The organism is Algoriphagus sp. A40, from assembly GCF_002002735.1.
Classification (GTDB): domain Bacteria; phylum Bacteroidota; class Bacteroidia; order Cytophagales; family Cyclobacteriaceae; genus Algoriphagus.
Map to the genome: position 1 here is coordinate 205,505 of NZ_MUNY01000078.1, position 25,993 is coordinate 231,497.

Sequence of the window (25,993 nt, forward strand, 5' to 3'; positions counted from 1 at the left end):
TTCCCCCTTCGGATTATTTTTCTAATTTTGCGCCAATTTGGACGTAAGTAATTTCTCTCTCCCTATCCCACCTCGAAATGCCAAAAGACAGTAGCATCAAGCACGTTCTCATCATCGGTTCAGGTCCCATCGTCATCGGCCAAGCTTGCGAATTTGACTATGCAGGCTCTCAGGCAGCTCGCTCACTTCGTGAAGAAGGCGTTATCGTGACGCTTATCAACTCCAATCCGGCCACGATCATGACCGATCCTGTGACTGCCGACAATGTGTATTTGCTTCCTCTGGAAAAGAAATCCATCAAGAAAATCCTGACCGAACATCCGGATATCGATGCTGTCCTTCCGACTATGGGTGGACAAACGGCTTTGAATCTAGCTATCGACTGTGATAAAGCTGGAATCTGGCAAAACTTCGGGGTAAGAATGATCGGAGTGGATATTGACGCAATCGAGACTGCTGAAAACCGTGAGAAATTTAAGGCTCTGATGGAGGAGTTGGGAGTTGGCGTCTGTATCGGAGATACGGCTACTTCCTTTTTGCAAGGCAAAGAAATCGCCCAGGAAATCGGATTTCCGTTGGTTATCCGTCCCTCATATACCCTAGGTGGTACTGGAGGAGGTTTTGTGGAGAAAGAAGAAGACTTCGAAAAGGCCCTGACCGTAGGTTTGCAGGCTTCACCAACCCACGAAGTGCTCATCGAGCAAAGCATCATGGGCTGGAAAGAATACGAGCTGGAGGTGATGCAGGATTCGATTGGAAACATGATCGTGATTTGTTCAATCGAAAACTTTGACCCTTGTGGTGTACACACAGGCGACTCCATCACGGTAGCTCCGGCCATGACACTTCCTGATACGGTGTATCAAGAGCTGCGAAATCAGGCCATCAAGATGATGAAAGGCATCGGGAATTTCGCAGGTGGATGTAACGTCCAGTTTGCGGTAAGCCCGGATAATAAGACCATCATCGGAATCGAGATCAACCCACGGGTTTCCCGATCCTCAGCTTTGGCATCCAAGGCTACAGGATATCCTATTGCAAAAGTTGCAGCGAAATTGGCCATCGGATACAATCTGGATGAACTGACCAATACGATTACCGGGACAACCTCGGCATTTTTTGAGCCTGCGATCGACTACGTGATCGTGAAAGTGCCTCGCTGGAACTTTGATAAATTCAAAGGCTCTGACCGTCGCCTGGGACTTTCGATGAAAGCTGTGGGTGAAGTCATGGGCATCGGCCGCAACTTCCAAGAAGCACTTCAGAAAGCCTGTCAATCACTCGAAATCAAAAGAAACGGTCTGGGGGCTGACGGCAAAGAGCTGAAAGATCAGGCGCAGATTCTATACTCGCTGGCCAATCCTAGCTGGAACAGGCTGTTCCACATATATGACGCCTTCAAGCTGGGTATTTCTTTCCGCACGATCCACGACCTGACCAAGATCGACAAGTGGTTCCTGAGACAGATCGAGGAACTGATCCATTTCGAAGCGGAAGTCGAGAAATATAAGATTGGGACGATTCCTAAGGAAGTGATGGAGCGCGCCAAGAAGATGGGCTACGCTGACCGACAGATTGCACATCTGCTGGATTGCTTGGAGAGTGAAGTGTTCAACAAGCGATACGACGAAATGGGGATCAAACGGGTGTACAAACTCGTAGATACTTGCGCTGCTGAGTTTGAAGCACAGACTCCTTATTATTATTCCACATTTGGAGAGGAAAATGAATCCGTAAGATCCGACAGGAAGAAAGTCGTGGTCTTGGGTTCAGGTCCTAACCGCGTCGGCCAAGGTATTGAGTTTGACTACTCTTGCGTCCATGGAGTCTTGGCTGCAAAAGAATGCGGCTACGAGACCATCATGATCAACTGTAACCCTGAGACAGTATCCACTGACTTCGATATTGCCGACAAACTTTACTTCGAACCGGTATTCTGGGAGCATATCTACGAAATCATCCTACAGGAAAATCCAATTGGAGTTATTGTGCAGTTAGGCGGTCAAACGGCTTTGAAGTTGGCTGAAAAGCTTGATAAATACGGAATCAAGATCATCGGAACAAGCTTTGAGGCGCTTGACTTGGCTGAAGATAGAGGTCGATTCTCCACGCTGCTCAAAGACTTGGGCATCCCTTATCCTGAGTTTGGTACCATCCACAATACAGACGAAGCCTTGGAGCTTTGCAAGACCATCGGCTTCCCGCTGTTGGTTCGCCCAAGCTATGTGCTCGGTGGACAAGGGATGAAGATTGTGATCAACGAAAAAGAGCTCGAGCAGCATGTCGTCAATGTCCTGAGAGATATTCCAAACAATGAAATTCTGCTTGACCACTTCCTCGAGAATGCGATTGAAGCAGAGGCCGATGCGATTTGTGACGGTGAAAACGTCTATATCATCGGTATCATGCAGCATATCGAACCAGCAGGTATTCACTCTGGAGATTCGTACGCGGTATTGCCTCCATACAACTTGGGCGACCTGGTCATGCGACAAATTGAGGTTCACACCCAAAAAATCGCTTTGGCATTGAAGACGGTCGGTCTGATCAATATTCAGTTTGCGATAAAGAATGACAAGGTTTACATCATTGAAGCCAATCCACGCGCTTCCAGAACTGTACCGTTTATATGTAAAGCCTATCAGGAACCTTATGTGAATTATGCCGTAAAGGTGATGTTGGGTGAGAAAAAGGTAACGGATTTTGAATTCAAACCCGTGAAAAAGGGTTATGCAATCAAAGAACCTGTATTTTCTTTCCACAAATTTCCGAATGTCAACAAGGAACTCGGTCCTGAAATGAAATCCACCGGTGAATCGATTTATTTTATTGACGACTTGATGGATGATTATTTCCTGAAGATCTACTCAGAGCGAAACCTCTATCTAAGTAGATAATCTGATTTCCCTAAATCTGAAAAACTTTGGTAAAATTTCTTGTAATACTTCTAGGGGTGGGTTGGCTTTTGGGTCAACTCATCCGCTATTTTATCCGATCCAAGCTGGCCAAGTTTGCCAAGCAGGTCAACGAAGCCGCTATGGAGCAACAGAGAGCCCAACAGCGCGCTTCAAGACCAAAAGATGCGGTGAATGTGGATTTTATTCCGAAAGAGGAACTGGAAAAGAGGAAAAAAAATATTGAAGGCGGCGAATACGTCGATTACGAAGAAGTGAAGGAGTAATCCTTCACTTTTTTATTTTACTCTTTTGCACCAAAAAACCTTAAACCCACTTCCTGTTTTGGTGCCAATCAAAAAATCCTCACCACCGTCTTTCAAGCCCAGCTTCTTTTTCAGGTCTTCGGCTCCGATGACATAGTTTCGGCAGATTACATTGACTTTGCCCGAGGGGAAAAGTGTTTTGATTTCCTGCTTTTTGGGAGAAATTTCTTGGATGACTTCGAAAACCCGACCTGGAATTTCAGAAGGAATGGAATCTGAGGTGTAGAGGTGACTGTTTTTCTCCAGTTTTTTCAATCCAAATCGTTCGCCAAAAAGCTTAAAAGCCCCTGCTTTCAATATCCCACTTATGGGTTCGACAAGGTATTTTTCAGCTTCTCCTAGGATCGAAATAGCTTTTTCCTCCTCTTCAAACTGATATCCAAAAGCTGGAAAATCACTGCCCAAATCCCTGACTTCAATTTTCTTTCCGCCTGTTAAATTGTCACTTTCCCAAAAAAGTAAAACCTCTTTCACCTCATTTTTAACTGAAACGACGGTGATTTTTTGAATTTCAGGCAGTTCAGATAACGCCTGTGAAATGTCTAGCATTGGGGAAAGCTTGAGAAGAATTTTGTCAGCTTTACTTTTTATCAAATCCCATGAACCCACCACATCGGGCTGGCAATCCTGAATTTTGTAAAGCTTTTGATTTCCGCTACCCCTGCGCGCTGGATCGGCATAGATGAGATCGAATTTCAAATCTGTATTTCTCAAAAATTCCAATCCGTCACCGGAGATGATTTCAAATTTTCCTGGAGAAAGGATCTCTAAATTATGCCGGGCAATTGCTGCCAATTCTTCGTTTTGCTCACAATAGATCGCTTTTTCGAAGGTTGGACTCAGGTAAAAACTGTCCACTCCAAATCCTCCTGTCAGGTCAATCATCAGTTTGCCGGATAGCTTCTTTGCTTTGAATCTGGCAGTTTCCTCTGAGGAACTTTGTTCTAGGGAAATCGAAGCAGGAAAAATAATGCGGGGATCGGCCACCCATTCTGGAAGTTTTTTGGCGGCTTTTTGCCGGGCAGAAATCTGCTGAGCTGCTTCTTTCAGGTCAAAAGTGACCTTTCCCCGATATTTTAAAAGCAAAAGTGCAGGATCCTCACTGAGATGATCCTGCACAAATTGTCTAAATTCAGCGCTATGAAACTCGCTGAAATCCATTAAACAAGTCCTTTTTCCAAAAGGTATTCTGCAATCTGAACGGCATTGGTCGCAGCACCTTTTCTAAGGTTGTCAGCCACAATCCACATGTTTAGGGTGTTAGCTTGAGATTCATCTCTTCTGAGACGTCCAACGAATACTTCGTCTTTCTTATGTGCTGTGATAGGCATTGGATAGATGAAGTTGGTTGGATCATCCTGTACGATTACGCCTGGAGCTGATTCCAAAAGACTTCTAACTTCGGCCAGATCAAAATCTTGTTTGAATTCCACGTTTACAGCCTCAGAGTGACCGCCCATAGTTGGGATTCGCACAGTGGTAGAAGTCACTTGAATGGTATCGTCGCTGAAGATTTTCTTGGTTTCGTTGATCATTTTCATCTCTTCCTTGGTGTAGCCGTTTGGCTGGAACACGTCAATGTGCGGAAGGACGTTCATATCGATCTTGTGAGGATAGACCATGTCAGGAGTAGTTCCTGCACGCTCTGCCATCATTTGATCAACCGCGGCTTTGCCTGTTCCGGTCACCGACTGGTAGGTAGAGACTACAACTCGCTTGATGCCATAGCGCTGACGCAGAGGCTCCAATGCCAACACCATCTGAATGGTGGAGCAATTTGGATTGGCAATGATTTTATCAGTTGCAGTGATTTCTTTGGCGTTGATTTCCGGGACTACCAGCTTTTTGCTTGGATCCATTCTCCAGGCAGAAGAATTGTCGATGACGAAAGTGCCAGCTTCAGCAAATTTTGGAGCCCACTCTAGAGAAGTACTTCCACCTGCTGAGAAAATTGCAATTTCAGGTTTGGCTGCTACGGCATCAGCAAGACCGATTACCGTGTGTTTTTTACCCTTATACTCGATCTGTTTACCCACTGATCGCTCGGAAGCCACCAATAGTAATTCGTCATAAGGGAAATTGTGCTCAGCGAGCACTTCGAGGATTTCGGTACCAACCAGTCCGGTAGCACCTACTACAGCCAGTTTCATTGGATAATAGGTTTAAATTGATTTTGGTCTGCAAAAGTAAGGACTAAGCGTTCATTTTCAGGATTGTGGTTGAAAATTTTCTATTGTTTTTAGTAAAAGATTAGACAGAAAGTCTCCGTTTTTATATATTTAGGTAAGACTTTTTAAAACATTTTTTAATGAAGAGTCACTTTTTCAAAATGGCATTTTGGCTTTTTCTCCTCTGGTTTTTTGGGGGAGTCCAAAATATTTTTGCACAGAATCAGGATTTTGAATCTGATTTTCAGTCCTTAAGTTATCCGCTTGAGTTTCTGCCCGGGTGGTATGGAAATGAAGTCAACGCCACATCCTCACGGGTTTTTCAGGTTTCAGGATTGGGGAAAGCCGGTAGCAAAGCTCTTGCGGTGCAGCCTATTAGCACGTTTAACGGGAAAATTTGGATTCGCTTGAGTCCCGGTGATTTCCAAAATCCAGAAGTGGAGTTTTATGCAAAATCGATCCAAATCGGAAGTGGAAATCGCCCGGTTTTGGTTTTTTATTCTTGGGGAGAAAATCTGGATGGAGAGTTTTCGGAACCTGTCCAAATTGGCCTTGATGCTGAATTTTCAAATGAAAATCAGGAATTCAGAAAATTTGGTATTCAGATTCCCGAAGGTTTAAAATCTGCCACAAAAGCTGTTTTAGTTTTGGAAATTCGATATGGGCCTGGTTCTGGAAGTGCCGCAAGGTGGATCATGGATGACTTTCAATTTGGGGATTTAGTCAAGGACGAAACTCAGCCCAAAGTCCATGAAGTGAAAGGATATAGTGAAAACTCACTTCTCATTCGGTTTTCAGAAAAGGTCGACCCAGTGTTTTCGACAATACCTTTGGCCTATGGTCTGAATGGTGAAAATCCGGAAAAAGCTGAATTGCTGAAGGATTCGCTGGTTGTGCTTACTTTTTCCGAATTGCTTGAGCAGGGAGAAGATCATCAAATTTCGATTAGCCAGATTCCTGATTTGGAAGGGAATTTTCTACGGGACACCACGGTCACTTTTACATTCTTTGATCCCACCTCGATTTCGGAGAAGGCATTGGTAATAAATGAGCTAATGCCAGCGCCAAGAGCCGGTCAGGACCTCCCAAACGTGGAATTCATTGAGCTTTTTCATGCTGGAGAAAATGAATTTAGGCTTGATGGAGTCCGTCTTTCAAACTCCAAATTGGAAACTGCTTTGGGAGAATTTTGGCTTAAACCAGGTGAATACCTGATTTTGGCTCCCGAGAGCTCAGCTTCACAGTTTATAGAATACGGGCAGGTGCTTCAGGTAAAAAACTGGGCAACTTTACTTAATTCCGGTGATCAGGTTACCATAAAATCTTCGAAAGGTGTCAATATTGATCAAGTCTCATTTACCACCTCGACTTGGGGAGGAGGTGAATTTGCAAATGGTGGATATAGTTTGGAGGTGCCAAACCCGAATTTCCACTGTGACAATTCAGGTTTGTTGAAACCTTCACTAAATCCACTGAGAGGGACTCCAGGGACTCAAAACTCCATTTTTGATCCCGATCCTGAAATTGCTCAGCCGAAATTGGTTTCTGCGTTTTTCAGTGATTCCACGGTGATTATTCTTCTGTTTTCCAATCCGATTTTGCCCAAATTGAAAAAAGAGAATCTTTCAATTTCGCCTAATCAGGAAATTGACAGTTTAATTTATTTGACAGGAATTGATATTCTGATTTTGCTCAAATCCCCAGCTGAATCCAACCTTGTCTATTCCGTTAAGATGAATGGGCTTTTTGATTGCCATGGAAATCCACTTCCGGATCAAGAAATCAATCTTGTACTTCCTTCGATTCCTGAAAAGGGTGACTTGATCATCAATGAGCTGCTTTTTAATCCCCGAACCGGAGATCCAAAATTTGTAGAAATAATAAACATCAGCCAAAAATACCTGAGCCTGGAAGGCTGGGCTTTGGCAAATTCAGTGGATGGGGAAAATCCAGACCAGGTAAAGGTTTTCGGAATTCCGGGATTGATTTTGGAGCCGGAAGGCTACCTTACTATTACGACTGACCCCAGTTCTCTGCGATTGGCCTATCCCAAATCTTCCCAGGGAAATTTTCTCTCAATCTCCTCTTTGCCAAGCTATCCCATTTCGGGCGGAACTGTTTATTTGATTTCCGCCCAGGGGCAAATAGAGGAAAGCTTTTCTTATGACGAAGATCTCCATCATCCGCTTCTCAGTGATCCAAAAGGAGTCTCGTTGGAGAGGATTTCTCCCACAACTCCTACTTCACAGAGATCAAACTGGCAATCGGCCTCCGGAAATGAAGAGTTTGCAACCCCTGGCCGGAAAAACTCACAGGAAATTTCCGGAGAATTTGAAGCAGAATTAATCAGAATTGAGCCTGAAGTCTTTGATCCGGAGGGAAGTTCTGGGCCGGCTTTTACCAGCATAAGCTACCAGTTGGATCAGTCGGGTTGGGTCGGCACATTTAAAATCTACTCTTCAGGGGGGCAATTGATCCAGACTTTAGCCCAAAATCAGCTGCTGGGGACCAGTGGACTTTTGACTTGGACGGGAACAGATGCTTCAGGCAAACAGGTCAGAGCGGGTTATTATGTGCTTGTGGCAGAGCTATACGAGCCTGGTGGCAAAACCAGTTTGATAAAAAAAACGATTGTGGTGGCTACGCGTCTTTAATTTCACTTTTTTATGGGTTAAAACTCAAATTTTCAGTATTTTGAGTTTCAATTATTTAAACCCATGAACCGAGATATTATTACCATCGCCCTGCAGGAGTTAGTACTTCGAGAAGGGAAGAATATGAAAGAAGTTCAGCAATATTTGAGAATGCGGTATAGCATCGAAGCCGATGAGTTGGTTTTGAATAGGAGGTTGGAAAAAATTCTCCAGACTGAGAAAGCCGTCGCCTGACGGCTTTTTTTTATTTTGGAAAGATTCCATAAACGATATAGTTGAAAATTCTTTTTCCATTTTCTGTATCAGTAAACCAAGGGTGGATTATAATTGATTGATTATGAATGAATAGTGAATATCGGGATCAATGATTGACTTTTTTTGATATGGACTTTTCAAAAACCAAGTTTTTTAATTTTTGCAAATCCCAAAGTCCAGCGTATTTTAGGGAACCAAACCCTTAAAAATCCGTCCCAATACTAAATTTAACCCTTCATTTATCATGAGCTTGGAAGAAAAAACCGCATATTCTCAGGAGGAATTGAAAGAATTTGAAGGGATCATCCTTCAGAAACTTGCTGTTGCAAAAGAAGAGTTGTCCTCATTGAAAGAAAGTCTCAGTAAGAAAAATGACAGTGGTACGGATTATACCGCTTCTACATCCAAGCTTCTTGAAGACGGTGCAGATACCTTGGAAAGAGAAAGTCTGAGTCAGCTAGCCGCCCGCCAGCAAAAGTTTGTGATCAACCTGGAAAATGCCCTCATACGGATCAAAAACGGAACCTATGGAATCTGTGTGGATACCGGTAAGTTAATTTCAAAGGAGAGACTTAAAGCCGTGCCACATACCATGCATTCCATAGAAGCCAAACTCGCCAAGAAGTAAGTGTGGAATTTCTTCACCGGCATATTGAAGCTTTGATTTTTTGTGCCCCGGAGCCCTTGGCGGTTTTGGAGATTTCAAAGTGCCTGAATGAAATGTTTGGTACTGAGGTGCCGCTTGATCACATCGAATCGGCTATCTATGATTTGAGAAAGAAATTCAATCAAGAGGATTTTGCCTTTTCTTTGGAGCATTTGGGGGGTGGATACCAATTTTTGACCAAACCAGCCTACCAAGTCAGTATCAGTATTTTATTGCGGCAGCAGTCTCAAAAAAGGCTGTCGACGGCCCAATTGGAGACACTTTCTATTATTGCCTACAAGCAACCGATTACAAAAGGTGAAATCGAACAGATTAGGGGTGTAAACAGTGATTATTCTGTTCAAAAGCTCCTGGAAAAAGAGCTTATTGAAATCAAAGGAAAATCAGAAGGTGTTGGGAAGCCTTTGATTTACGGGACTTCTGAAAAATTCATGGAGTACTTTGGGATTAATTCGATCAAAGATTTGCCTCAACCCAAGGATTTTTCCCAACCCGAAAATCAAATCGGGGAGGAGCGGGAATAACCTTTCAGACTGGCTTAACTTTGGCCAATCTTGAGACTAGGTATTTTCTCCCAGATCCTACTTCCTCACATAGAACCCTAGTCCTGCGTGTTTCTCCTTTTTGGAATTTTCTGCCTGAAAGGATGAATTGCCTTCCGGGCATCAAATCTGACAAAAAGATTTCTTCTTCCCTCGATTCAGAAATCAGATCGTACTTACTCATTTCTTTCATCAGAAAAAGATCTCTTGAGGAACTCGCCGAGGGATTCTGCATGTGATGCCTTAAAGGAATCAGGATATCCCTCGGGAAAACATCGTCATTTAAAACTGGTCCGATCAGGGTTTGGAATTCCTTTTTCCATTCATTGCCATGAGGGGAAAGTCCAAATCCATATTTTTCAAAAGCATGTAAATGCGCGACCTCGTGAATGTATGTCAGTAGGAACTGATAGGAATTTAGGTCAGAGTTGATGGTGATGGTCTGGATTTTTCGGTCTTTGCGATAGCGAAAATCCCCTAGTTTGGTGATTCTTGGTTTTTGGACTTTAAAGGAGAATGGAATTTTTTGCCAAAGATCTAGGCAATAGGCAACAGCAGGAAGTGGCAAATGTTTTTCAAAAATTTTCCTGAGTTGATCGGTGGGATTCATTGCCCTAAAAATAAAAAAAGAGTCCCGAATTCGGGACTCTTAATTTCTTTCCTTTTAATCGGGATTGATTACTGAGCTGGAGTAGCAGCAGTAGTGTCAGCAGCAACTGCAGTAGTGTCTACAGCAGGAGTTTCAACAACTGGAGTTTCTTCAACTACAACAGTTTCTTCAACTGTAGTTTCTTCAGTTGTCTTGTTACCGCAAGATGCAGTAGCGATCAAGCCAGCGATTGCGAAAATTGCAAATACCTTTTTCATTTGTTATGGTTTTCTTAATTACGGTGCAAAGGTACTAGTATTATTTGCATTTGCACAAGTACTGATCAAATATTTTTTATTTGTTTTTATAAACTATTTTGACCGGAACTCCCTCGAAATCAAAATTTTCCCGGATACGGTTTTCAAGATATCGGGTATAGGGGTCCTTGATATATTGAGGGAGGTTGCAGAAAAATGCAAATACAGGGTTTTTGGTTGGCAATTGAGTGACATATTTGATTTTGATGTATTTTCCCTTCCATGCCGGTGGCGGATATTTTTCAATTTCCTGGAGGAGGACATCATTCAATTTGGAAGTAGGGACACGTCGGGTCTTATTTTCATAAACTTTTACAGCCAATTCAATTGCCTGGAAAATCCGCTGTTTGTCCATTACCGAGGTGAAAATAATCGGTATCCATTTGTTTTCTCCCAGTCGGTCGATCATGTCGTCCTTGATAGTTTTCATGGTCTTATGATCTTTTTCGATCAAATCCCACTTATTCACCATGATCATGATTCCTTTATTGTTTTTGATAGCAAGGGAAATCAGGTTGATGTCCTGAGCTTCGAGGCCTCGCGTGGCATCGATCATGACGATAACTACATCCGATTCCTCCAATGTTCTGAGGGAACGCATCACGGAGAAAAACTCCACGTCCTCTTTTACTTTGGCCTTCTTTCTGATCCCGGCCGTGTCAGTGATGATGAAGTCTTGCCCATATAGTTTATACCTGGTATGGATTGCATCGCGGGTTGTCCCGGCTTCATCAGTCACTATGGAGCGCTCCTGTCCTAGCAAGGCATTCAAAAATGAAGACTTACCAACATTTGGACGGCCGAGGATTGAGATTTTTGGAATGCCTGCATCCGGATCTTCGATTCCTTCGTCTTCGAAATGCTTGATCACTTCATCCAGGAGTTCGCCGGTACCGCTTCCACTTGCTGAGGCAATCGGATAAATTTCAAAGTCGCTGATCCCCAGTGAATAAAATTCATGAGCCATCATGGCCTTTTCGCGGTTGTCAGCTTTGTTTGCAACAATGAAGATGGGTTTTTTGGTGCCCCTGAGTTCATTGGCGAATTCGGTGTCCAAATCCGTCAATCCGTCCAGGCAATCCACTACAAAAAGGATGACATCAGCTTCTTCGATGGCAAGTTTCACCTGCTTTCTGATCTCTGCTTCAAATACATCATCCGATCCAGTCACATATCCTCCGGTATCAATAACGGAAAAAAACTTTCCGGCCCATTGGGCATGTCCATAATGGCGGTCTCGGGTGACCCCGCTCATGTTGTCTTCGATAGCCTTGCGCTCTTCTACCAATCGATTGAAAAGTGTGGACTTACCCACATTAGGTCTACCTACTATTGCTACTATATTTGCCATGATCAGGTTGGGTCGTACCCAAATTTTTTAAGTTTCAATTTATTTTTTCTCCAGTCCTGCTCCACCTTTACAAAGGTTTCGAGAAAGACCTTTTTTCCGAAAAATTTCTCCAGTTCCGTTCTGGACTCAATTCCGACTTTCTTCAGCATTTTACCTTTATCACCGATGATAATGCCTTTTTGGCTGTCTCTCTCGCAATAAATGGTCGCGCGGATTTTGATGATCGTCTCTTCTTCATAAAAATCCTCAATGGCCACTTCCGTGCTGTAAGGGATTTCTTTTTTGTAATTGTTGAAAATCTTTTCGCGAATGATCTCAGAGGCAAAGAACCGCTCAGGGCGGTCAGTTAGTTCCTCTTTGTCATAAAAAGGAGGATGAACTGGTAGCCGATCTACAATTTCCTGGAGAATCCGTTCGGTATTGAATTTTTCCAGAGCGGAAATTGGGATGACAGTTTCGGATTTTATTCGGGAAGTCCAATAGGCTGTGACTTCTTCAAGTTGACCTTCTTTGGCTAGGTCAATTTTGTTGATTACAAGCAAAACCGGGACTCCGGAGGCGTTGATCTTGGTGATTATTTCCTCGATTTCTTCGTCGGTTTCATAGAGATCAGAGACAAATACGATCACATCCGCATCCTCCAGAGATAGGTTGACAAAGCTCATCATATTCTTGTGAAGCTCATACTTTGGCTTAAGCATCCCAGGAGTATCAGAAAAAACGATCTGATATTCATCTGTATTTATCAGGCCCAAAATCCGGTGGCGGGTGGTCTGAGCTTTGGAAGAAACAATGGAAAGCCGCTCACCCACAAGGATATTCATAAGAGTGGACTTGCCCACATTGGGTTTACCCACGATGTTGATGAAGCCAGCTTTATGGTTTTGAGCGGTCATTTTTTTATTTTTTTTGCAAAGGTACTTGATTTTTGAGAGTTTGTCCTTACCTTTGCATCACAATATCGCGGGATGGAGCAGTTGGTAGCTCGTCGGGCTCATAACCCGAAGGTCACAGGTTCGAGTCCTGTTCCCGCTACTTTTAGACTCCGAACAATGTAAAAATTGTTCGGAGTTTTTTGTTTTTCAGGCAATTAGAACTATTTCGAATCTATTTTATTCTGATAAATTCTAATGATTTTGTCCCCCTTTTTGTCCCCCTTTTTGTCCCCCAATTTGTCCCCCTTCTTGTCCGCCTTGAATTTTTTCGATATTTTGAACCATGATAGATTTCAAAATTTCCGCGGTTTTAAATCCGAAAAGTAAAAAGTCGCCCGACGGTGAAGCGATCTATTTGTGCATTAATCGTAAAGGGAGACACTACATTAATCTCAACCTTGAAAAGATTCCAAAAAATGCTTGGTCGGGCAAACCATTAAAATGGGTCAATAGTCAATATCTGTATGCTGATTTTCACAATCGGGTAATTGCAAGGGAAATTCATCATCTCAAAGAAATCATCCAGGATTTTTATAAGCGGAGTGAGGTTCTGACCGCTGATAAACTGAAGAACATATATCTGGTAAAACACCAAGGCAAAAGAATTAAAGGTGTTAATGGAACAATTGCTCCTGGGGCTAGTGATAAAATTTCATCCTATATCGATTACTCTCTCAAATTTGGAGCAACCAAAAAGAAAGCTGAAGGAACGAGAAAGGTATATGTGACCTTAAAGAATTTGGTTGATAGCTATAAAAGCCAGGCTGTGATGGCTGATTTGGATGAGGCTTTTGTCTTGGGGTTTATTGATTTCTTGCGGAGCGAATCAACGGATATTAATTCCGACACCACGGTTGCCAAATATGTGGATCGTCTGAAGGTGATCTATCGAGAGTATTGTGACCAGTATGGGATTCTTTTTAAGAAGCGAATATTTGAAAGACTGGATGTCGAGTCAACCAAAAGGCCTGATAAAATCATCTATGTTAATGATAAACAGTATGAACTGCTGTCTGAAATGAAATTTTCTCCTGAAGAGAGAAGACTTGAAATCACCAGGGATCTTTTTCTTTTGTTGTGCAATACAGCACTATACTATAATGATTTGATTGCAATTCGTTCTGAAAGTGGATTTGATTGGAACTTGTTGAAAGAAAATCCAGAACACTTGGTGCTTCAAGGGGAGAGAAAAAAGAACGGGGAGGAATTTTGGATCCCTCTCAATGAAACCGCAAAACGGATAGTAAATAAGTACTTTCAAGAAGGTGGAGATTATCTGTTTCCTGCAGGCGTGGCTATTTCAGAGCAGAAGTTTAACCAAAACCTGAAAGTCCTTGCAGAGAAAATTAAATTCTCGGATGTGCTTTCCAATAAGGTAGGAAGAAAGACCTTCGGAACCTGGACTGACCGACTGGGGATGGATGATAACGATATTAGAATGATATTTGGGCATTCGCCCGGCTCGGTTCTTAAGAAATATTATACCGAAAGAAGAACCCTGGAAACCTATAAGAGAATCCTTTCCTTCATTCAGCGATAAGTATGCAAAAGAAAACTAAACTGGCAATCAAACATTACCACGGGAAGGAACTTGAGAAGATTGGAAAATCATCTGCTAGCTTTCCTTTATATGTCATGGTAAGGTACAAGAATGCGAAAACCAAATTTGCATCAAGGTTGGGAATACGATTTGTGAATGAAAATGGTGGTGAGTCCTCTATCCTTAGCAATTTCAATAGAGATGTGATCAGTCTAATTGAAGACGAAGTAAAGCACATTGAACTGCTTAGAGACTATTTTGAGGATGTCTTGGCGGTTGAGTTTACACCTTCTATGGTGGTAAATGAGGTCTTCGAGAATACTGCCTTAGAGAAAGTCATTGATTATTTTGATCAAGTTTTTGAGGAAAAGGAATTGATAGAGATTCTTGCAGAAATTGATCAAGACTTGATTGATTTGTTAAATGCTGCCGGTCCTACCCGGTTTTTGTCAGGTTTAAAGCATCTTGATCTAGCACTTTTTCAGCGATTCATGGAAATTGAAGAAGTCAGACGGGTATTCGATTTTTTCAGGATTTATAAATCATTTAATTGGCCGGAGGTAAATAGGCTTCAATTTAGGATGGCGGTAATTGATGATAATCAGAATATTGCAGATTTAAAAAAATGGATGGATGATCGCTTTGATTCCGAAATGCTTCATTATTATCGACTCAATCCAATGGATTTGAATCATTGAAAAAAAACGGACACCAGTGACCGAAATTATATTTTTTCTCTATATTTGAGTAAATCAAACTCAAATCAATATGAATCAAGACACTTTTATTCCGTTTGCGGCTGTTAGCCAAAAATGGCTGGAAGAGAAATTCAAGAATCTGGAAGAGAAAATCTCGAGCATTCATCCAGCTAGTAAATCCGTTAAAGATGAATGGTTGTCACTCCAAGAATTCATGGAGGCAACGGGGGTGAAATCTCATTATTCCATTTCAAAAATGGAGTCAGTTTCCGAATCCAAAGGCCAGGAGTTTCGCTCTATGTACCGAGGGAAACGACGGTTTATTCACCAGAGAGAGGTGGATAGGTTTTTTGCGGGGGAGTTTGAGAATTAAAAAAGGAAAGGATGGCCATCCTTTCCTTTTGTTGAAAATGCGCAATAGGCAGTTCCTTGGTTTGCTTTTAACCGTCTCAAAATTAAAAACATGCTCCAAGTTGAACATTCTTTTGATCAAAATCAACCAAGGCAAGGTGGTTTAATGAACTTTTCATACCCTGACTTCGCTCGCGATAAGTCCTTATATCTAGTCGGATAAATCCTAAAAGTTTACGAAGAATTTAAAAATAGCATTTACGCCAAAATGCTAATCGAAACCTTATTGCCTAAAAAATATGACCTCAATAAATCACAATACAAACACGAACGATTCGCGTTCCGGTGACTTCCTAATCATCAAATCCGCCAATGAATGGATGGATGAAGCCAAGACTAAGCCTATTCCCAAAAAGATCTTTGGCCCGTTTTGGTATGAGGAAGAGCTATGCATACTCTTCGCTGATACCAATCAAGGTAAGTCTTTGCTTGCTGTACAAATCATCGACAGTGTATCCAAAGGAGTTCCAACCCTAGGATTGGAGATGGAGCTTAAAGCGTCCAAAGTCATCTACTTTGACCTGGAATTGACTGCCAAGCAATTTGAAATGAGATATGCTCAGTATGACAAGGAAAGGGATATACTGTTTGATCATTTCGAATTCAGTGACCTTTTCCTGAGAGCAGAAATCAATCCATATGGATTTGATGAGGCTTTTGAAGAATATGAGAGCTTCCTTTTTAAAGAGATAGAGGTTCAGGCTTCCAAGTCCGGGGCAAAAATCCTCGTAATCGACAATCTGTCTTGTGTGATTTCAGATAATGAGAAGGCCAGAAACACCACTCCTTTTTTAATAAGGCTAAACAATCTGAAGAAGATTCACGGGTGGTCGATTTTGCTCATTGCCCATACTCCAAAAAGGAATTTGTTTGCTCCGATCAGTAGAAACGACATTCAGGGAAGCAAGAGCTTTATTAATCTGATTGATTCTTGTTTCGCTGTGGGTGAAAGTCAAAAAGACCCTTCCATTAAATACTTGAAGCAGATTAAAGTCAGGTATGGTGCTTTTAAATATCCCTCCGAAAATGTCCTGGTCTGTAAAATCGGCAAAGACTCAAATTTCAGTTCATTTCGCTTCCTCCAGTTTGGAAAAGAGTCGGATCATCTAAAGCAGTTGAATCCGGTCGATAAATCTCAAATGAAGACCAAGGCCTTGGAACTCAAAAATGAAGGCCATACCAATGTGAACATAGCTCAGGAACTCGGAGTGTCAGAAGGAGCTGTAAGGAAATGGCTCAAGCAACTTGAGTTGGACGAGTAACCTCAATCGTAAAAATCGAACTGTACGAGGGGTACGAGGTGTGCGAGTAGTACGATTTCCACTTGCCTTTACCCCCTCTTTTTCTTTTTGCAGGTAGTCCGACAATTCACGACAAAAGGAAAGACAAGACTCCTTTAAATCAATAAGATGCATTATTTATGTATAGATGTATTTATATAAAAATGTAAATATTATGAACTACTCAGAGGTAAAACAAGCCGCTACCAAGATCAAACAGGAATTCCCGGTGCTCGATTATTTCCATAGCCTGGTCAAATCCGGATTTCTTAAGTACGAAGGCATCCACGGAAAGGAATATTTTTTCGGCTTTATGGAACAGAGAACTGGCTCGATTGCAGTGGATGACAAAGCCAATGTGTGGTATGATCATGCCGCTGGAAAAGGGGGAGATATTATCGCTGCGGTTCAGGAATTTGAAAACAAAACCTTCTTCGAGTCAGTGGAAAGTCTTTCTGGATCCGTTCCGGTTAGAGAATTTCTTCCAAGACAAAAACCAGAGATCGCTCCGAAGATAGTGGTAGAGAAAGTTTGCGAGATCAGCCATGATGCATTGATTCAATACATTCAAAGAAGGGGAATTGATCTTCAAGATATTGCACCCTTTGGTAAAGAGGTGCATTGGCGGAATAAGGGAAAGCGATATTTCGCAGTTGGTTTTCCGAATGAATCGGGCGGATGGGTACTCCGATCCTCCATTTTTAAGGGAAATATTCTCGGAGGAGGCATTTCGATTCAGATTTTTGGGGCCGCTAAAAGCATCAAAGTTTTTGAAGGCTGGTTTGACTTCTTGAGCTATATGAATCATTCCGAAGCTACAGATTTCAAAGCCATCATTTTAAACAGTACAGCCAATCTTAGTCTGCGGCTAATGCTTGATATTTTGAAGGAAAGACAGAAAGTAGAACTCTACTTAGATAACGACGCTACCGGGGAGACCTATACTAATGGCTTTATCAAGGTTGCTAAACTGTACCAATATTGTCTTCAAAATGGATTGACTACTGATTGGGATTTGACTGCATTGAGAAGTCGAAAGGACAAACTTGGACAGTTGATAGTCAACCTAAAAATAGAGGAGTCAAAAGTAGAGGAGATTTTGAAAATGAAGGTGGATATTTTCGACCAAAGGGAGATTTATTCTAATTATGAGGATTTGAATGCGTTTTTGGTTGGAATAATGGCCCGGTGAAAAGGAGGCGTTCAAAATCTTTCCCTAATCTTCATTTTCATCCAAAAAGTCATTTTGTTATTGCTTTAGCAACTCTCTAATGCCCATTTTTCCCTGAATTGTTTCTTGGCATCGCCAAACCCTTTTTCATTTTTTACAAAGAGATGAGTAGGTGAACCTGAATTCCGGAATAAGTTAGCCCTTTATCCTCAGGGTGGCCAAGAGCTTCCGGCATAAAGCTCACCCGCAATTCTCAGCTGGTTTATTCCTTTTCCTCTTGGCCTTGCTCGGAACAGGGCTGAGGTCATTCCATAATTCATGTTTCACCAAAACTCAAAAAAATTATGGAATCCTTAACTCAATCATTCCACTTCAATGAAGTCGCAGAAATTACACTGTCATATCGGCCAAAAATCAAAGCAAGCCAACGTCCAAAAGTTACTTGCTCTAGGCAAGTTTATGATGTCTTGTTGAAATTCTGGAATTCTGACGCGCTGGAGTACATTGAGCAGTTTCAAGTGATGCTTTTGAGCAGAGGAAACCGAGTATTGGGTATTTGCACTATCAGTACCGGTGGAACTGCTGGAACTGTGGTAGATCCTAAAGTGGTCTTTGCTGCTGGATTGAAAGCGAACGCATCATCCCTAATCTTAAGTCATAACCATCCCAGTGGAAATCTACAACCATCCGAACAGGATAGAAGACTGACTCGAAGACTGGTAGAAATCGGTCGAGCTTTGGATCTTCCCATTGTGGATCATGTGATTCTAAGTTCAGAAGGATACTTTTCTTTCGCAGATGAAGGGGAGCTTTAGCTTCCTTTTTTCTTGTTGCTGGATTAAAATTGTCAGGATAGCAACAATTCACAGGCACTATTTGTCAGTTTCCAACTAAAATGTGGTTTTCCCTCTTGATCAAATCACCCAATTGCTTAATTTGACAAAAGGATCAGCCAAAGAATCAGCTTTGAGCACAGCAGATAAATGCGATAATGAAAAAGAGTGTGAGATTCATAGAGATGCTGGCAACAATTTGAAAAAAATGAACCAAGAGCTTGAGAAACAGGTACTAGATATTATAAAGTCAGAGACAGATGCGCAACTTTGGACTATTGGTGAAGATGCAAAATTAAGAATGCCCATCATATCGTACCAGCTGATAATTAATGATCTGCAAATAGCAGTTGATTCTATAAAAAAGGCTGTGATACTGACGGAGAAATTTGAGAAACTTGATGATTTAATTGTTTCAGCACTTTGGACTCAAGCTATAATGCGCTATTCACGATGTTTCAAAAAATCAGATGATGGATACAGTTCACTAGAGCCTGAAAAATATATAGTTAGCAACAGATCGAAGACTTTTCACTCCACACTAATATCAATCCGCGATAGTTTTCTTGCTCACAGGGGAAAAAATGATTTTGAACATCATATGGTAGTAGCAACCCTTCTGAAGAAAAGTAAACGATCCTATCAATTCAATTTTCAAGTTCCAAGTCTACATATTCAAGGACACTTTATTAAAAACCATAAATCGATTATAAAACACATAGAGACACTTCAAAGACGAGTTTCTTTTACATTAGATAAGAAGTGCAGAGCATTGGATAGAATCGTTTGGAATGAAATAAAAACATGATACCAACAATCCGGTTCTAGTATTTTTTTTGAAGAATTGAATACCATTTCGCTAAATTCCATAATGCTCAGCCACCGCCTTTAAAATCATATCTCGCATTGATAATTTTGATTCTCGGCCGATTTCATATTTGAGCTTGTCAAACATGGCGGTAGGAATTCGGAGGGAATAGATCTTTACATCTTCGGTGTCGAACTCTTTGCTTGATACTTTTTCTTTTTGCTGGATTTCTGGTTCGGGATTGATCAGCACTCCGATTCCTCGCTGTTTGGTGCCGAGGTTTTTATTGCCCTTGCTTGGGTCATTTAGCTTCTTAGCCATTTGTTGCTCAGTTTAATCTGTTTAGAATTTCCTCGACCAGCATTTCATAATCCTTGGCCCCATTGGACTCAGGTGCATAGTCGAAAATGGTTTGACTTTGGAGTTGGGCTTCAGCTAAGGCAACATTGATCCGGATTTTGGTATCGAACACTTTATCCTGGAGATCCTCGGTGAGTTTCTCTACAATGGTTTTGGTTAGGATTCGGTTTGGATTGATTTGGGTAATGAACACTCCTCCGATTTCCAATTTGTCATTTAGGTTGTCCCGGACTTCCTTCACTATCCCAAGAAGCCGATCCACTCCTTTGTAGGCAAAGTACTCGCCTTGAAGTGGTAGGAGAATGGTGTCACTTGCTACCATGGCATTGACGGTCAATAGCCCAACTGAAGGTGGACAGTCAATGATGATGTAGTCGTATTCTGTGCGGATTGGCTTTATGAGTTTATGGAGGATTTGCTCTCTTCCAATTTTGGATACGATCTCCATTTCAGCACCCAACAGATCGATGGAGGAGGGAACCAAGTCCAGGTTTTCGGAGACATTTAGGATCGGTAACTTTTTATTCTCCCGGATGGAATCATAAACAGATAATTCCGGATCCCCTTTTCCCAATCCCTCAGTCAGATTCGCTTGGGAATCGATATCCAATAACAATACTTTGAGACCTTTTTTGGCAAGCCCAGCACCGATGTTGATAGAGGAGGTGGTTTTGCCCGTTCCTCCCTTGTGATTCATAATGGAGATAGTCTTCATAGCTCAGTTGGTTTAACTAAAGATATGAAAATGTGTTTCCATAAAAAAGTATTTATATAAAAACGTATTTACTTTTGATTGATTCTGGACTCCAAGTTCTCGATGATCAAGTTCTTCGATCTTACCAATTCGTTGTATGAGTTATTTTCAGCAGAGAGTCGTTTTACCTCATTTTGAAGTCTCTCGATTTCGGTTTGGAGCCGCTCAAAGAAGTGCTGTTCGCTGCCAAGTTTGTCCGAATCCATTTCACGATCCTCGATGGTCGCAATAAACATTTCACCTTCTCCGGTCTCTAGCCATCGGAGGTTGATGTTGTGTTCCCTTTTGAGAAGGATCTTTATTTTACCCGAGACGTTGTTCTTGCCTCGTTCTATGTCAGAATATCCAGCCTGAGTCAATCCCAAGGAAGCCCCGAAATCTTCTTGGGTTTCCTTCAAGAATTTCCTGATGATTTTTAGGCGTTGATTTTCAGTCATTTCGGAATGATTCTGATTTTAAAACGATTAATTTTTTCAATAATATAGCAAAACCATATATTTTTATATTTGGACATATTCAAAAGGAATTATCCATTGGTCTTTTCGGATTGCTCAATTGGGATAATCTACAAGACTTCTTCATTCTTTGATTTCTTAAACACAGGGCCAACCACAAGCAAAAACTATCTTGAAATTGGATAGAATCCTTTTTCCCTTTTGCCGATTTCATGCAGATCACTTATTACAAATATATACTTACAAATGTATTTTGAAATGTGATTATTGGTTTTCTATATATCTACATATCTGTATAGCTATATATAGGACAATACCGATATAGGGATTATATCGATATCCTTGTTCTATTGATGTGAGGATTACTTCTGGTTTAATTAATGAGCCACATTTTATCTAAAGCCAAAAATTTTGGCACCTTTTCCCGGTAGTGGGAAATCGATGGCCTTGAGGGATGTCGAAGAATTGATCTTGCTTTTTCAGCATGTGAAAATGAAAAAATGTGTTGAAGAACCTTTTGCGTGTTCCTTGCAAGTTGTGTATTTGTGACACAAATTCTGCCGAATTTTTTTCACAAACACGCACTTGCCATTCCGATGATTCTCCTCAGAATCATCCAAAATGGAGGGATTTAACCTCGCAACTCGGTAAAATTTAAAATGACTGAACCATGAGAAAATTCATTGAACAGGATCGAGAAAAAATCATTAACATCTTAGTAAATTCTTTTGAAGGCAATAAATCCGTGGATTTTGTAGTCGGGAAATCGGCCGCTTCCAGGAGAATTCTGATGGAATACAGTTTGGCAAACTGTCTGGAAAACGGAGAGGTGTATATATCCGAAAGCGGAAAATCTTGTGTCTTGATCAAGTATTCTGACCGAAAGCGAAAGCCTTTCAATCTTTGGGTTTGGGATCTGAAACTTGCGCTTCAGGGAATCGGAATTTCAAGAATTTCAAGGGTCCTCAAACGGGAATCCAGCATAGAAGCAGTCCAGCCCAAAGAGCCATTTCTCTATGTTTGGTTTATCGGTGTAGAGCCGGAAAACCAAGGTAAAGGAGAGGGTTCCAAGCTGCTCAAGTCAGTTCTTACTATAGCTGAAAACAAGAAGCTCCCGGTTTGCTTGGAGACTTCGACAGAACGCAATTTTAAATGGTATGAAAATTTCGGGTTCTCAGTTTATGCATCATTCGCTCAATTTGGTTTCCCGTTTTACTTCTACAGAAAGGATTTGCTATGACAGTGTTTGGAACTGACATGCACCTGGCGACATTTATTTTTGTCGTATGTGAGGTGCTATTTTTTGTTTCTCAGCTGGTTTTGTACCTGCAAAATCCCGCTGAAAAGAATCGTCAATACTATTTGATTCTCCTGGGTCTCTTGATCATTTACAATATTGCCGGAGGTTTATTTCCAGATCCCGAGCTTCCGATTGATATCAATTTGCAGATCAATCTTGCCTATGGGACCGGATTTGTGATGGGGGCATATTTCCCATACTATTTTTATCGGGTTTTCGAACTGGATGATTTGAAGTGGAATGCGCGCATTGGCGTTTGGATATTCTTGATAGCGCCATTCCTGCTGTTCTTTTGTATTGGTCTTCCATTACTGGATGATCTTCCGGCAACCATTTGGTATGGTTTGGCGATCCCTTTGGTTTATGCGATTTACCTGATCGTGATCATTTTTCTGAGTATCAAAAAGAAATTTGAAGGATCACAAAATTCACTGGAAGCGATTCTTACTTATTCAGCAGCGGTGCCATGGGTATTACTGCCAGTTTTTAGCTATGTCGATGCTTCCCAATTTGTGGAAGTGATTTGCACAAATGTTGGCTTCATCATTATTACCTTTTTGTTTATACGAAAGATGATCTTCGAAAACAGAAAGGTCTTCGCAAAACTCAATGATTCCGACCTGAGACTACCGGTTGATCCCAGTGCATTTTTCGGCCAACGGTGTGCTGAATTGGGCTTAACCAAAAGAGAATGCGAAGTGGCTGAGAAAGTAGCCCAAGGCTTAACCAGCAAAGAAATAGCCCAGGTACTTTTTATTTCAGAAAGAACAGTCAACAAACACCTTCAGGCGATTTTTAAAAAGGCTGACAGCAAAAACCGAGTTGAGCTGATCAACGCCCTGAATTCCTATTCATCATCCTGATTTTAGGGTATTTACCCTTTGACTAAGTATATCTGCGTATAGGGATTTCTCTATACGCAAATATGCCTATTTATCGCATTTACGCAGTTTTAGGTATTTTTTTTCGCCTGAGGAATCCAATTCTTTACTCCCATCAACATGTAGCCATGAAGGAGAAAAGAGAAAATCTCTCTTGGGTATCTGTCCGATTAAAGCCGGATATTTTTGCCCGATTGAAGGAAGAAAGCAGATCCCTTGGAGTGTCATTGAGCCACTTGATCAGAATGAAACTAAGCTCTGAAACGGTCAAGATCATTGACACCAAGGGAATCCTAAATGCAATCGATAAGGTGGTTGCCGAACAGGCCAGGGTGAACAATAATATCAACCAGCTGGCCAAGCACGCCAATACCTATCGAGACAAAATTTCCCCAGAGATTTTTCTGAATCACACCATACAGATGGCCAAGCATCTTGAGCATCGGGATTTCATGAACAAGTTTTTGAAACAGATTTATCAGGCGATCAAATGAGGGTTAAAATTCTTTCCAGCACAAGTTCATTCAATGGGGTAACCTACAACACGAACAAAACCCAAAATGAAAAGGGAGAGCTAACCAGGCTCCGGAATTTCGGGTATTTGCAAGACACCAAAGATGTGGGCCCGAATGAGGTGAAAAATTACCTGATAGCTCATTCGAACAGAAATACACTGGTCAAGGACAAGCAGTTTCATGCCATGATCAGCTGCAAGGGCAGAGAGTATTCCAAAGAAGAGCTGACTGATATAGCCCATGAATGGATTGATAAAATGGGCTATGGGAACAATCCCTTTTTGATCGTTTTTCACAAGGACACGGCAAATAACCATGTCCACATTGTGTCATCGAGGATCGACAGGGAAGGCAAAAAGATCAGTGATTCTTTTGAAAAGCTAAGGGCACAAGAAGCAATCAATGAGATCATGAGGCTCAATCCCAAGCATGAAGCAGTGAAGGCTGCTGATAGTTTGATGGAGTATAGCTTCAGTACCAAATCTCAAGGATTCCTAATCCTCGAAAATTTGGGATTCAAAGTGCGGGAAAAGGGCGAGCAGATCGAATTGATCAAGTATGGTTCTGTTCAAGGTCAGATTCCTGATTCAGAGTTCAACCAAAAGATACAGTCCTATCAATTGGATAAGGATCGTGCCAAACAGCTGAAGGCGATTTTGGATCGGTATTCCAAGGTTTATCAAACCCAACCCACTAGTCTTTTTGAACCGAAACCCGGTGGAAAAAAAGGAAACCAAACCGGGTATCGCTCGGATTTAGGAGATTTTATCCGGGACAAATTTGGAGTTCAGCTTGTATTTCATGGCAAAAATGGAAAAAGGCCTTACGGTTATTCCCTGATTGATCATGCCAACAAGATCATTTTTAAGGGAAGTGAGGTATTTCCGATTCAGCGATTTTTTGAACAGGAAGGTGAGCGTAAATCCTATCAATCCCAGCAACCAAGCAAGGAAAAGCCGATCGATTTGATCGAAGCAAAAGTAAAGCTCCAATCTGCCCTCAATGATTTCTCGACCGTTCGGCAAGGCTTGGAGCACCAAGCTTTGAAGCTGGAAAATAGAGATGGGAATTCTTACCTGAAAACAGCCCAAGGAGATATCGCTGCCACCGACATTCTTTCTGCCGAGCAGCAGCTGGCATTACGGCAATACTTCCAAGAAAGCGAAGCCCATCGAGAGGGACGGAGCCAAGGGATTTTTGACTTGGCCCCTGTACTCCAAATCGCCAATGACATCGATGATGAAGCGGTGCACGGCAGGAAAAGAAGCAAAAAGCGCAAGGGAGACAATGAAATCACCAGATAAAGAGATAGCCATGATCATTCTATTCGCAAACCAAAAAGGCGGAGTGGGAAAAAGTACTCTCGCGGTGCTGTTTTCAAATTTTGCCGTCCAGAAAAGGAAAAGAAAGGTGAAAGTCTTTGATATGGACTTTCAGCAATCGCTTTACAACAAGTATCTCAACTCGGATCTCTTGGAAAATGAGAAGCTGTATGAAGTCGAGCTATCGAATATTCCGGGATTCAAGTCTATTCGGAAAAGAGCCACCCAGGATCCCAAAATTCTCACCGTCATTGATCTTGCCGGGAGAATGGATGACGACAACCTGGTGCCGGTACTCAAGGAATCTGAATTGATCATCTGCCCATTTTGCTACGATGAATACAGCGTCACGAGCACTTTTGAGTTTTGCTACGTGGTCAAAAAGGTGAATCCTGAGAGCCGAATCATCCTGATCCCCAATAGGGTCAAAACATCTGTCAAGTACGAAACCTTGGAAAGCGTCAATCAGGCACTTGGTCAATTTGGTGAGTTGACCTCCCCGGTATCAGATCGGATAGACTTTCAAAGACTGACAACCTCTTACACTCCGGAATCACTCGTGCCTATCCTGGATCCCATTTTCAACAAATTATTTGATGACCATATAGAAGCAGATCAGCCATGGCAAACGGAGACTACATAAGCAAACTTGTCCAAGGGGTAAGGGCAGATCTGGTATTGCCTGAAAATGAGGTGAAGCCTTCGGTAAAGTCCAAAAGAAAAGTGACAGCCAAAACCGTAAGCCCAGGAATCCAAGAGCTGATAGAAGTCATAAAGAATTTTGAAATAAATGGAGATTCCAAAAGGCTAATTAGGATGGACGCTCGAACAGAAGAAGTCCTGAAACTACTCAGTCCCACTTTTGGAGTGGACGTGACCTCTTTCGTGAATTTCCTGTGCTGGGACTTTCTGGAAAACAATCCAGAACTGGTCAATGAAATCAAACAATCCATACAAAAACTATAGC

The 25,993-nt window shown here is 41.8% G+C and carries 28 protein-coding genes and 1 tRNA gene; 20 read left to right on the plus strand and 9 right to left on the minus strand.

Annotated features, from left to right (window positions below; all coding sequences use genetic code 11):
• The first annotated feature begins 77 nt into the window (after window positions 1-77).
• Together carB and B0E43_RS20840 are read left to right on the plus strand one after the other, a co-directional pair.
• Window positions 78-2,897, plus strand: coding sequence for a carbamoyl-phosphate synthase large subunit (carB, locus tag B0E43_RS20835; RefSeq protein WP_077353314.1), 2,820 nt, complete (start codon window positions 78-80; stop codon window positions 2,895-2,897).
• Between the two features lie 26 nt (window positions 2,898-2,923).
• Complete coding sequence (locus B0E43_RS20840; RefSeq protein ID WP_077353315.1) at window positions 2,924-3,181, plus strand: DUF4834 family protein; 258 nt, start codon at window positions 2,924-2,926, stop codon at window positions 3,179-3,181.
• Window positions 3,182-3,193: 12 nt separating this feature from the next.
• Here B0E43_RS20840 and B0E43_RS20845 read toward each other — a convergent pair whose 3' ends face one another.
• Together B0E43_RS20845 and B0E43_RS20850 are read right to left on the minus strand one after the other, a co-directional pair.
• Window positions 3,194-4,381 carry a class I SAM-dependent methyltransferase gene (locus B0E43_RS20845; RefSeq protein ID WP_077353316.1) on the minus strand — a complete coding sequence of 396 codons (1,188 nt, stop codon included), beginning with the start codon at window positions 4,379-4,381 and terminating at the stop codon, window positions 3,194-3,196.
• On the minus strand, window positions 4,381-5,370 hold the full coding sequence (locus tag B0E43_RS20850; RefSeq protein ID WP_077353317.1) for an aspartate-semialdehyde dehydrogenase: 990 nt from the start codon (window positions 5,368-5,370) through the stop codon (window positions 4,381-4,383). Before B0E43_RS20850 ends, B0E43_RS20845 begins: the two co-directional genes overlap by 1 nt.
• A 158-nt stretch (window positions 5,371-5,528) precedes the next feature.
• Here B0E43_RS20850 and B0E43_RS20855 point away from each other — a divergent pair, with 158 nt between their 5' ends.
• The 4 genes from B0E43_RS20855 (at window position 5,529) to scpB (ending at window position 9,488) form a co-directional block, all read left to right on the plus strand.
• Window positions 5,529-8,042 (plus strand): lamin tail domain-containing protein, encoded by a 2,514-nt coding sequence (locus tag B0E43_RS20855; protein ID WP_077353318.1) that lies wholly within the window; start codon window positions 5,529-5,531, stop codon window positions 8,040-8,042.
• Window positions 8,043-8,105: 63 nt separating this feature from the next.
• A complete protein-coding gene (locus tag B0E43_RS23035) occupies window positions 8,106-8,276 on the plus strand; it encodes a hypothetical protein (RefSeq protein WP_168171995.1) in 171 nt (56 codons plus the stop codon).
• A 265-nt stretch (window positions 8,277-8,541) separates the two neighbouring features.
• Window positions 8,542-8,925: a TraR/DksA C4-type zinc finger protein gene (locus B0E43_RS20860; protein WP_077353319.1), complete on the plus strand. Its 384-nt coding sequence runs from the start codon at window positions 8,542-8,544 to the stop codon at window positions 8,923-8,925.
• A 2-nt stretch (window positions 8,926-8,927) separates the two neighbouring features.
• Window positions 8,928-9,488 carry an SMC-Scp complex subunit ScpB gene (gene scpB / locus B0E43_RS20865; RefSeq protein WP_077353320.1) on the plus strand — a complete coding sequence of 187 codons (561 nt, stop codon included), beginning with the start codon at window positions 8,928-8,930 and terminating at the stop codon, window positions 9,486-9,488.
• A gap of 4 nt (window positions 9,489-9,492) precedes the next feature.
• On the opposite strand, the gene B0E43_RS20870 is transcribed toward scpB, so the two are convergent.
• From B0E43_RS20870 to era, 4 genes are all read right to left on the minus strand, one after another.
• Window positions 9,493-10,116: a SprT-like domain-containing protein gene (locus B0E43_RS20870; protein ID WP_077353321.1), complete on the minus strand. Its 624-nt coding sequence runs from the start codon at window positions 10,114-10,116 to the stop codon at window positions 9,493-9,495.
• Between the two features lie 68 nt (window positions 10,117-10,184).
• The gene (locus B0E43_RS20875) at window positions 10,185-10,373 is read right to left on the minus strand and encodes a hypothetical protein (RefSeq protein WP_077353322.1); all 189 of its coding nucleotides are present in this window, start codon (window positions 10,371-10,373) and stop codon (window positions 10,185-10,187) included.
• 76 nt (window positions 10,374-10,449) lie between these two features.
• Window positions 10,450-11,763: a ribosome biogenesis GTPase Der gene (der, locus tag B0E43_RS20880; protein ID WP_077353323.1), complete on the minus strand. Its 1,314-nt coding sequence runs from the start codon at window positions 11,761-11,763 to the stop codon at window positions 10,450-10,452.
• A 2-nt stretch (window positions 11,764-11,765) separates the two neighbouring features.
• Window positions 11,766-12,659 (minus strand): GTPase Era, encoded by an 894-nt coding sequence (gene era / locus B0E43_RS20885; protein ID WP_077353324.1) that lies wholly within the window; start codon window positions 12,657-12,659, stop codon window positions 11,766-11,768.
• Window positions 12,660-12,725: 66 nt separating this feature from the next.
• Here era and B0E43_RS20890 point away from each other — a divergent pair.
• The 8 genes from B0E43_RS20890 (at window position 12,726) to B0E43_RS20925 (ending at window position 19,439) form a co-directional block, all read left to right on the plus strand.
• Window positions 12,726-12,798: transfer RNA gene (locus tag B0E43_RS20890), tRNA-Met, on the plus strand.
• 183 nt (window positions 12,799-12,981) lie between these two features.
• Complete coding sequence (locus tag B0E43_RS20895) at window positions 12,982-14,238, plus strand: tyrosine-type recombinase/integrase (protein WP_077353325.1); 1,257 nt, start codon at window positions 12,982-12,984, stop codon at window positions 14,236-14,238.
• A 2-nt stretch (window positions 14,239-14,240) separates the two neighbouring features.
• Entirely contained in the window at window positions 14,241-14,936 is a 696-nt protein-coding gene (locus B0E43_RS20900; protein WP_077353326.1) for a hypothetical protein, read from the plus strand.
• A gap of 70 nt (window positions 14,937-15,006) precedes the next feature.
• Window positions 15,007-15,309: a hypothetical protein gene (locus B0E43_RS20905; RefSeq protein WP_077353327.1), complete on the plus strand. Its 303-nt coding sequence runs from the start codon at window positions 15,007-15,009 to the stop codon at window positions 15,307-15,309.
• 277 nt (window positions 15,310-15,586) lie between these two features.
• Entirely contained in the window at window positions 15,587-16,609 is a 1,023-nt protein-coding gene (locus B0E43_RS20910; RefSeq protein ID WP_077353328.1) for an AAA family ATPase, read from the plus strand.
• Between the two features lie 193 nt (window positions 16,610-16,802).
• Window positions 16,803-17,819, plus strand: a complete 1,017-nt coding sequence (locus B0E43_RS20915) for a toprim domain-containing protein (RefSeq protein ID WP_168171996.1) — start codon at window positions 16,803-16,805, stop codon at window positions 17,817-17,819.
• 323 nt (window positions 17,820-18,142) lie between these two features.
• Window positions 18,143-18,613 (plus strand): RadC family protein, encoded by a 471-nt coding sequence (locus B0E43_RS20920; protein ID WP_077353330.1) that lies wholly within the window; start codon window positions 18,143-18,145, stop codon window positions 18,611-18,613.
• Between the two features lie 112 nt (window positions 18,614-18,725).
• The gene (locus B0E43_RS20925) at window positions 18,726-19,439 is read left to right on the plus strand and encodes a hypothetical protein (protein ID WP_139352841.1); all 714 of its coding nucleotides are present in this window, start codon (window positions 18,726-18,728) and stop codon (window positions 19,437-19,439) included.
• Between the two features lie 51 nt (window positions 19,440-19,490).
• Here B0E43_RS20925 and B0E43_RS20930 read toward each other — a convergent pair whose 3' ends face one another.
• The 3 genes from B0E43_RS20930 to B0E43_RS20940 all read right to left on the minus strand — a co-directional run bounded on the left by B0E43_RS20930 (window position 19,491) and on the right by B0E43_RS20940 (window position 20,990).
• Complete coding sequence (locus tag B0E43_RS20930; protein WP_254423471.1) at window positions 19,491-19,760, minus strand: hypothetical protein; 270 nt, start codon at window positions 19,758-19,760, stop codon at window positions 19,491-19,493.
• A 7-nt stretch (window positions 19,761-19,767) separates the two neighbouring features.
• The gene (locus B0E43_RS20935) at window positions 19,768-20,514 is read right to left on the minus strand and encodes a ParA family protein (RefSeq protein WP_077353332.1); all 747 of its coding nucleotides are present in this window, start codon (window positions 20,512-20,514) and stop codon (window positions 19,768-19,770) included.
• A 68-nt stretch (window positions 20,515-20,582) separates the two neighbouring features.
• Window positions 20,583-20,990, minus strand: coding sequence for a helix-turn-helix domain-containing protein (locus B0E43_RS20940; protein WP_077353333.1), 408 nt, complete (start codon window positions 20,988-20,990; stop codon window positions 20,583-20,585).
• Between the two features lie 688 nt (window positions 20,991-21,678).
• On the opposite strand from B0E43_RS20940, the gene B0E43_RS20945 reads away from it, so the two are divergent.
• The 6 genes from B0E43_RS20945 to B0E43_RS20970 all read left to right on the plus strand — a co-directional run bounded on the left by B0E43_RS20945 (window position 21,679) and on the right by B0E43_RS20970 (window position 25,992).
• Window positions 21,679-22,248: a GNAT family N-acetyltransferase gene (locus tag B0E43_RS20945; RefSeq protein ID WP_077353334.1), complete on the plus strand. Its 570-nt coding sequence runs from the start codon at window positions 21,679-21,681 to the stop codon at window positions 22,246-22,248.
• Window positions 22,245-23,171 (plus strand): helix-turn-helix transcriptional regulator, encoded by a 927-nt coding sequence (locus B0E43_RS31340; protein WP_077353335.1) that lies wholly within the window; start codon window positions 22,245-22,247, stop codon window positions 23,169-23,171. The genes B0E43_RS20945 and B0E43_RS31340 overlap by 4 nt, the downstream gene beginning before the upstream one ends.
• 146 nt (window positions 23,172-23,317) lie before the next feature.
• Complete coding sequence (locus tag B0E43_RS20955) at window positions 23,318-23,683, plus strand: hypothetical protein (protein ID WP_077353336.1); 366 nt, start codon at window positions 23,318-23,320, stop codon at window positions 23,681-23,683.
• Complete coding sequence (locus tag B0E43_RS20960; RefSeq protein ID WP_077353337.1) at window positions 23,680-25,008, plus strand: relaxase/mobilization nuclease domain-containing protein; 1,329 nt, start codon at window positions 23,680-23,682, stop codon at window positions 25,006-25,008. Before B0E43_RS20955 ends, B0E43_RS20960 begins: the two co-directional genes overlap by 4 nt.
• Window positions 24,992-25,669, plus strand: coding sequence for a ParA family protein (locus B0E43_RS20965; protein ID WP_254423472.1), 678 nt, complete (start codon window positions 24,992-24,994; stop codon window positions 25,667-25,669). The genes B0E43_RS20960 and B0E43_RS20965 overlap by 17 nt, the downstream gene beginning before the upstream one ends.
• A complete protein-coding gene (locus B0E43_RS20970) occupies window positions 25,648-25,992 on the plus strand; it encodes a hypothetical protein (RefSeq protein ID WP_077353338.1) in 345 nt (114 codons plus the stop codon). Before B0E43_RS20965 ends, B0E43_RS20970 begins: the two co-directional genes overlap by 22 nt.
• Window position 25,993: the final 1 nt, after the last annotated feature.

Coding starts and splice junctions, on each gene's coding strand:
- B0E43_RS31340 (WP_077353335.1), top strand. CDS start 22,245: ATGACAGTGTTTGGAACTGACATGCACCTGGCGACATTTATTTTTGTC.
- B0E43_RS20965 (WP_254423472.1), top strand. CDS start 24,992: ATGAAATCACCAGATAAAGAGATAGCCATGATCATTCTATTCGCAAAC.
- B0E43_RS20955 (WP_077353336.1), top strand. CDS start 23,318: ATGAAGGAGAAAAGAGAAAATCTCTCTTGGGTATCTGTCCGATTAAAG.
- B0E43_RS20910 (WP_077353328.1), top strand. CDS start 15,587: ATGACCTCAATAAATCACAATACAAACACGAACGATTCGCGTTCCGGT.
- B0E43_RS20970 (WP_077353338.1), top strand. CDS start 25,648: ATGGCAAACGGAGACTACATAAGCAAACTTGTCCAAGGGGTAAGGGCA.
- B0E43_RS20920 (WP_077353330.1), top strand. CDS start 18,143: ATGGAATCCTTAACTCAATCATTCCACTTCAATGAAGTCGCAGAAATT.
- B0E43_RS20915 (WP_168171996.1), top strand. CDS start 16,803: ATGAACTACTCAGAGGTAAAACAAGCCGCTACCAAGATCAAACAGGAA.
- B0E43_RS20945 (WP_077353334.1), top strand. CDS start 21,679: ATGAGAAAATTCATTGAACAGGATCGAGAAAAAATCATTAACATCTTA.
- B0E43_RS20845 (WP_077353316.1), bottom strand. CDS start 4,381: ATGGATTTCAGCGAGTTTCATAGCGCTGAATTTAGACAATTTGTGCAG.
- B0E43_RS20900 (WP_077353326.1), top strand. CDS start 14,241: ATGCAAAAGAAAACTAAACTGGCAATCAAACATTACCACGGGAAGGAA.
- B0E43_RS20855 (WP_077353318.1), top strand. CDS start 5,529: ATGAAGAGTCACTTTTTCAAAATGGCATTTTGGCTTTTTCTCCTCTGG.
- B0E43_RS20960 (WP_077353337.1), top strand. CDS start 23,680: ATGAGGGTTAAAATTCTTTCCAGCACAAGTTCATTCAATGGGGTAACC.
- B0E43_RS20860 (WP_077353319.1), top strand. CDS start 8,542: ATGAGCTTGGAAGAAAAAACCGCATATTCTCAGGAGGAATTGAAAGAA.
- B0E43_RS20875 (WP_077353322.1), bottom strand. CDS start 10,373: ATGAAAAAGGTATTTGCAATTTTCGCAATCGCTGGCTTGATCGCTACT.
- era (WP_077353324.1), bottom strand. CDS start 12,659: ATGACCGCTCAAAACCATAAAGCTGGCTTCATCAACATCGTGGGTAAA.
- B0E43_RS20895 (WP_077353325.1), top strand. CDS start 12,982: ATGATAGATTTCAAAATTTCCGCGGTTTTAAATCCGAAAAGTAAAAAG.
- B0E43_RS20850 (WP_077353317.1), bottom strand. CDS start 5,370: ATGAAACTGGCTGTAGTAGGTGCTACCGGACTGGTTGGTACCGAAATC.
- B0E43_RS20935 (WP_077353332.1), bottom strand. CDS start 20,514: ATGAAGACTATCTCCATTATGAATCACAAGGGAGGAACGGGCAAAACC.
- B0E43_RS20930 (WP_254423471.1), bottom strand. CDS start 19,760: ATGGCTAAGAAGCTAAATGACCCAAGCAAGGGCAATAAAAACCTCGGC.
- der (WP_077353323.1), bottom strand. CDS start 11,763: ATGGCAAATATAGTAGCAATAGTAGGTAGACCTAATGTGGGTAAGTCC.
- B0E43_RS20870 (WP_077353321.1), bottom strand. CDS start 10,116: ATGAATCCCACCGATCAACTCAGGAAAATTTTTGAAAAACATTTGCCA.
- B0E43_RS20905 (WP_077353327.1), top strand. CDS start 15,007: ATGAATCAAGACACTTTTATTCCGTTTGCGGCTGTTAGCCAAAAATGG.
- B0E43_RS20940 (WP_077353333.1), bottom strand. CDS start 20,990: ATGACTGAAAATCAACGCCTAAAAATCATCAGGAAATTCTTGAAGGAA.
- carB (WP_077353314.1), top strand. CDS start 78: ATGCCAAAAGACAGTAGCATCAAGCACGTTCTCATCATCGGTTCAGGT.
- B0E43_RS23035 (WP_168171995.1), top strand. CDS start 8,106: ATGAACCGAGATATTATTACCATCGCCCTGCAGGAGTTAGTACTTCGA.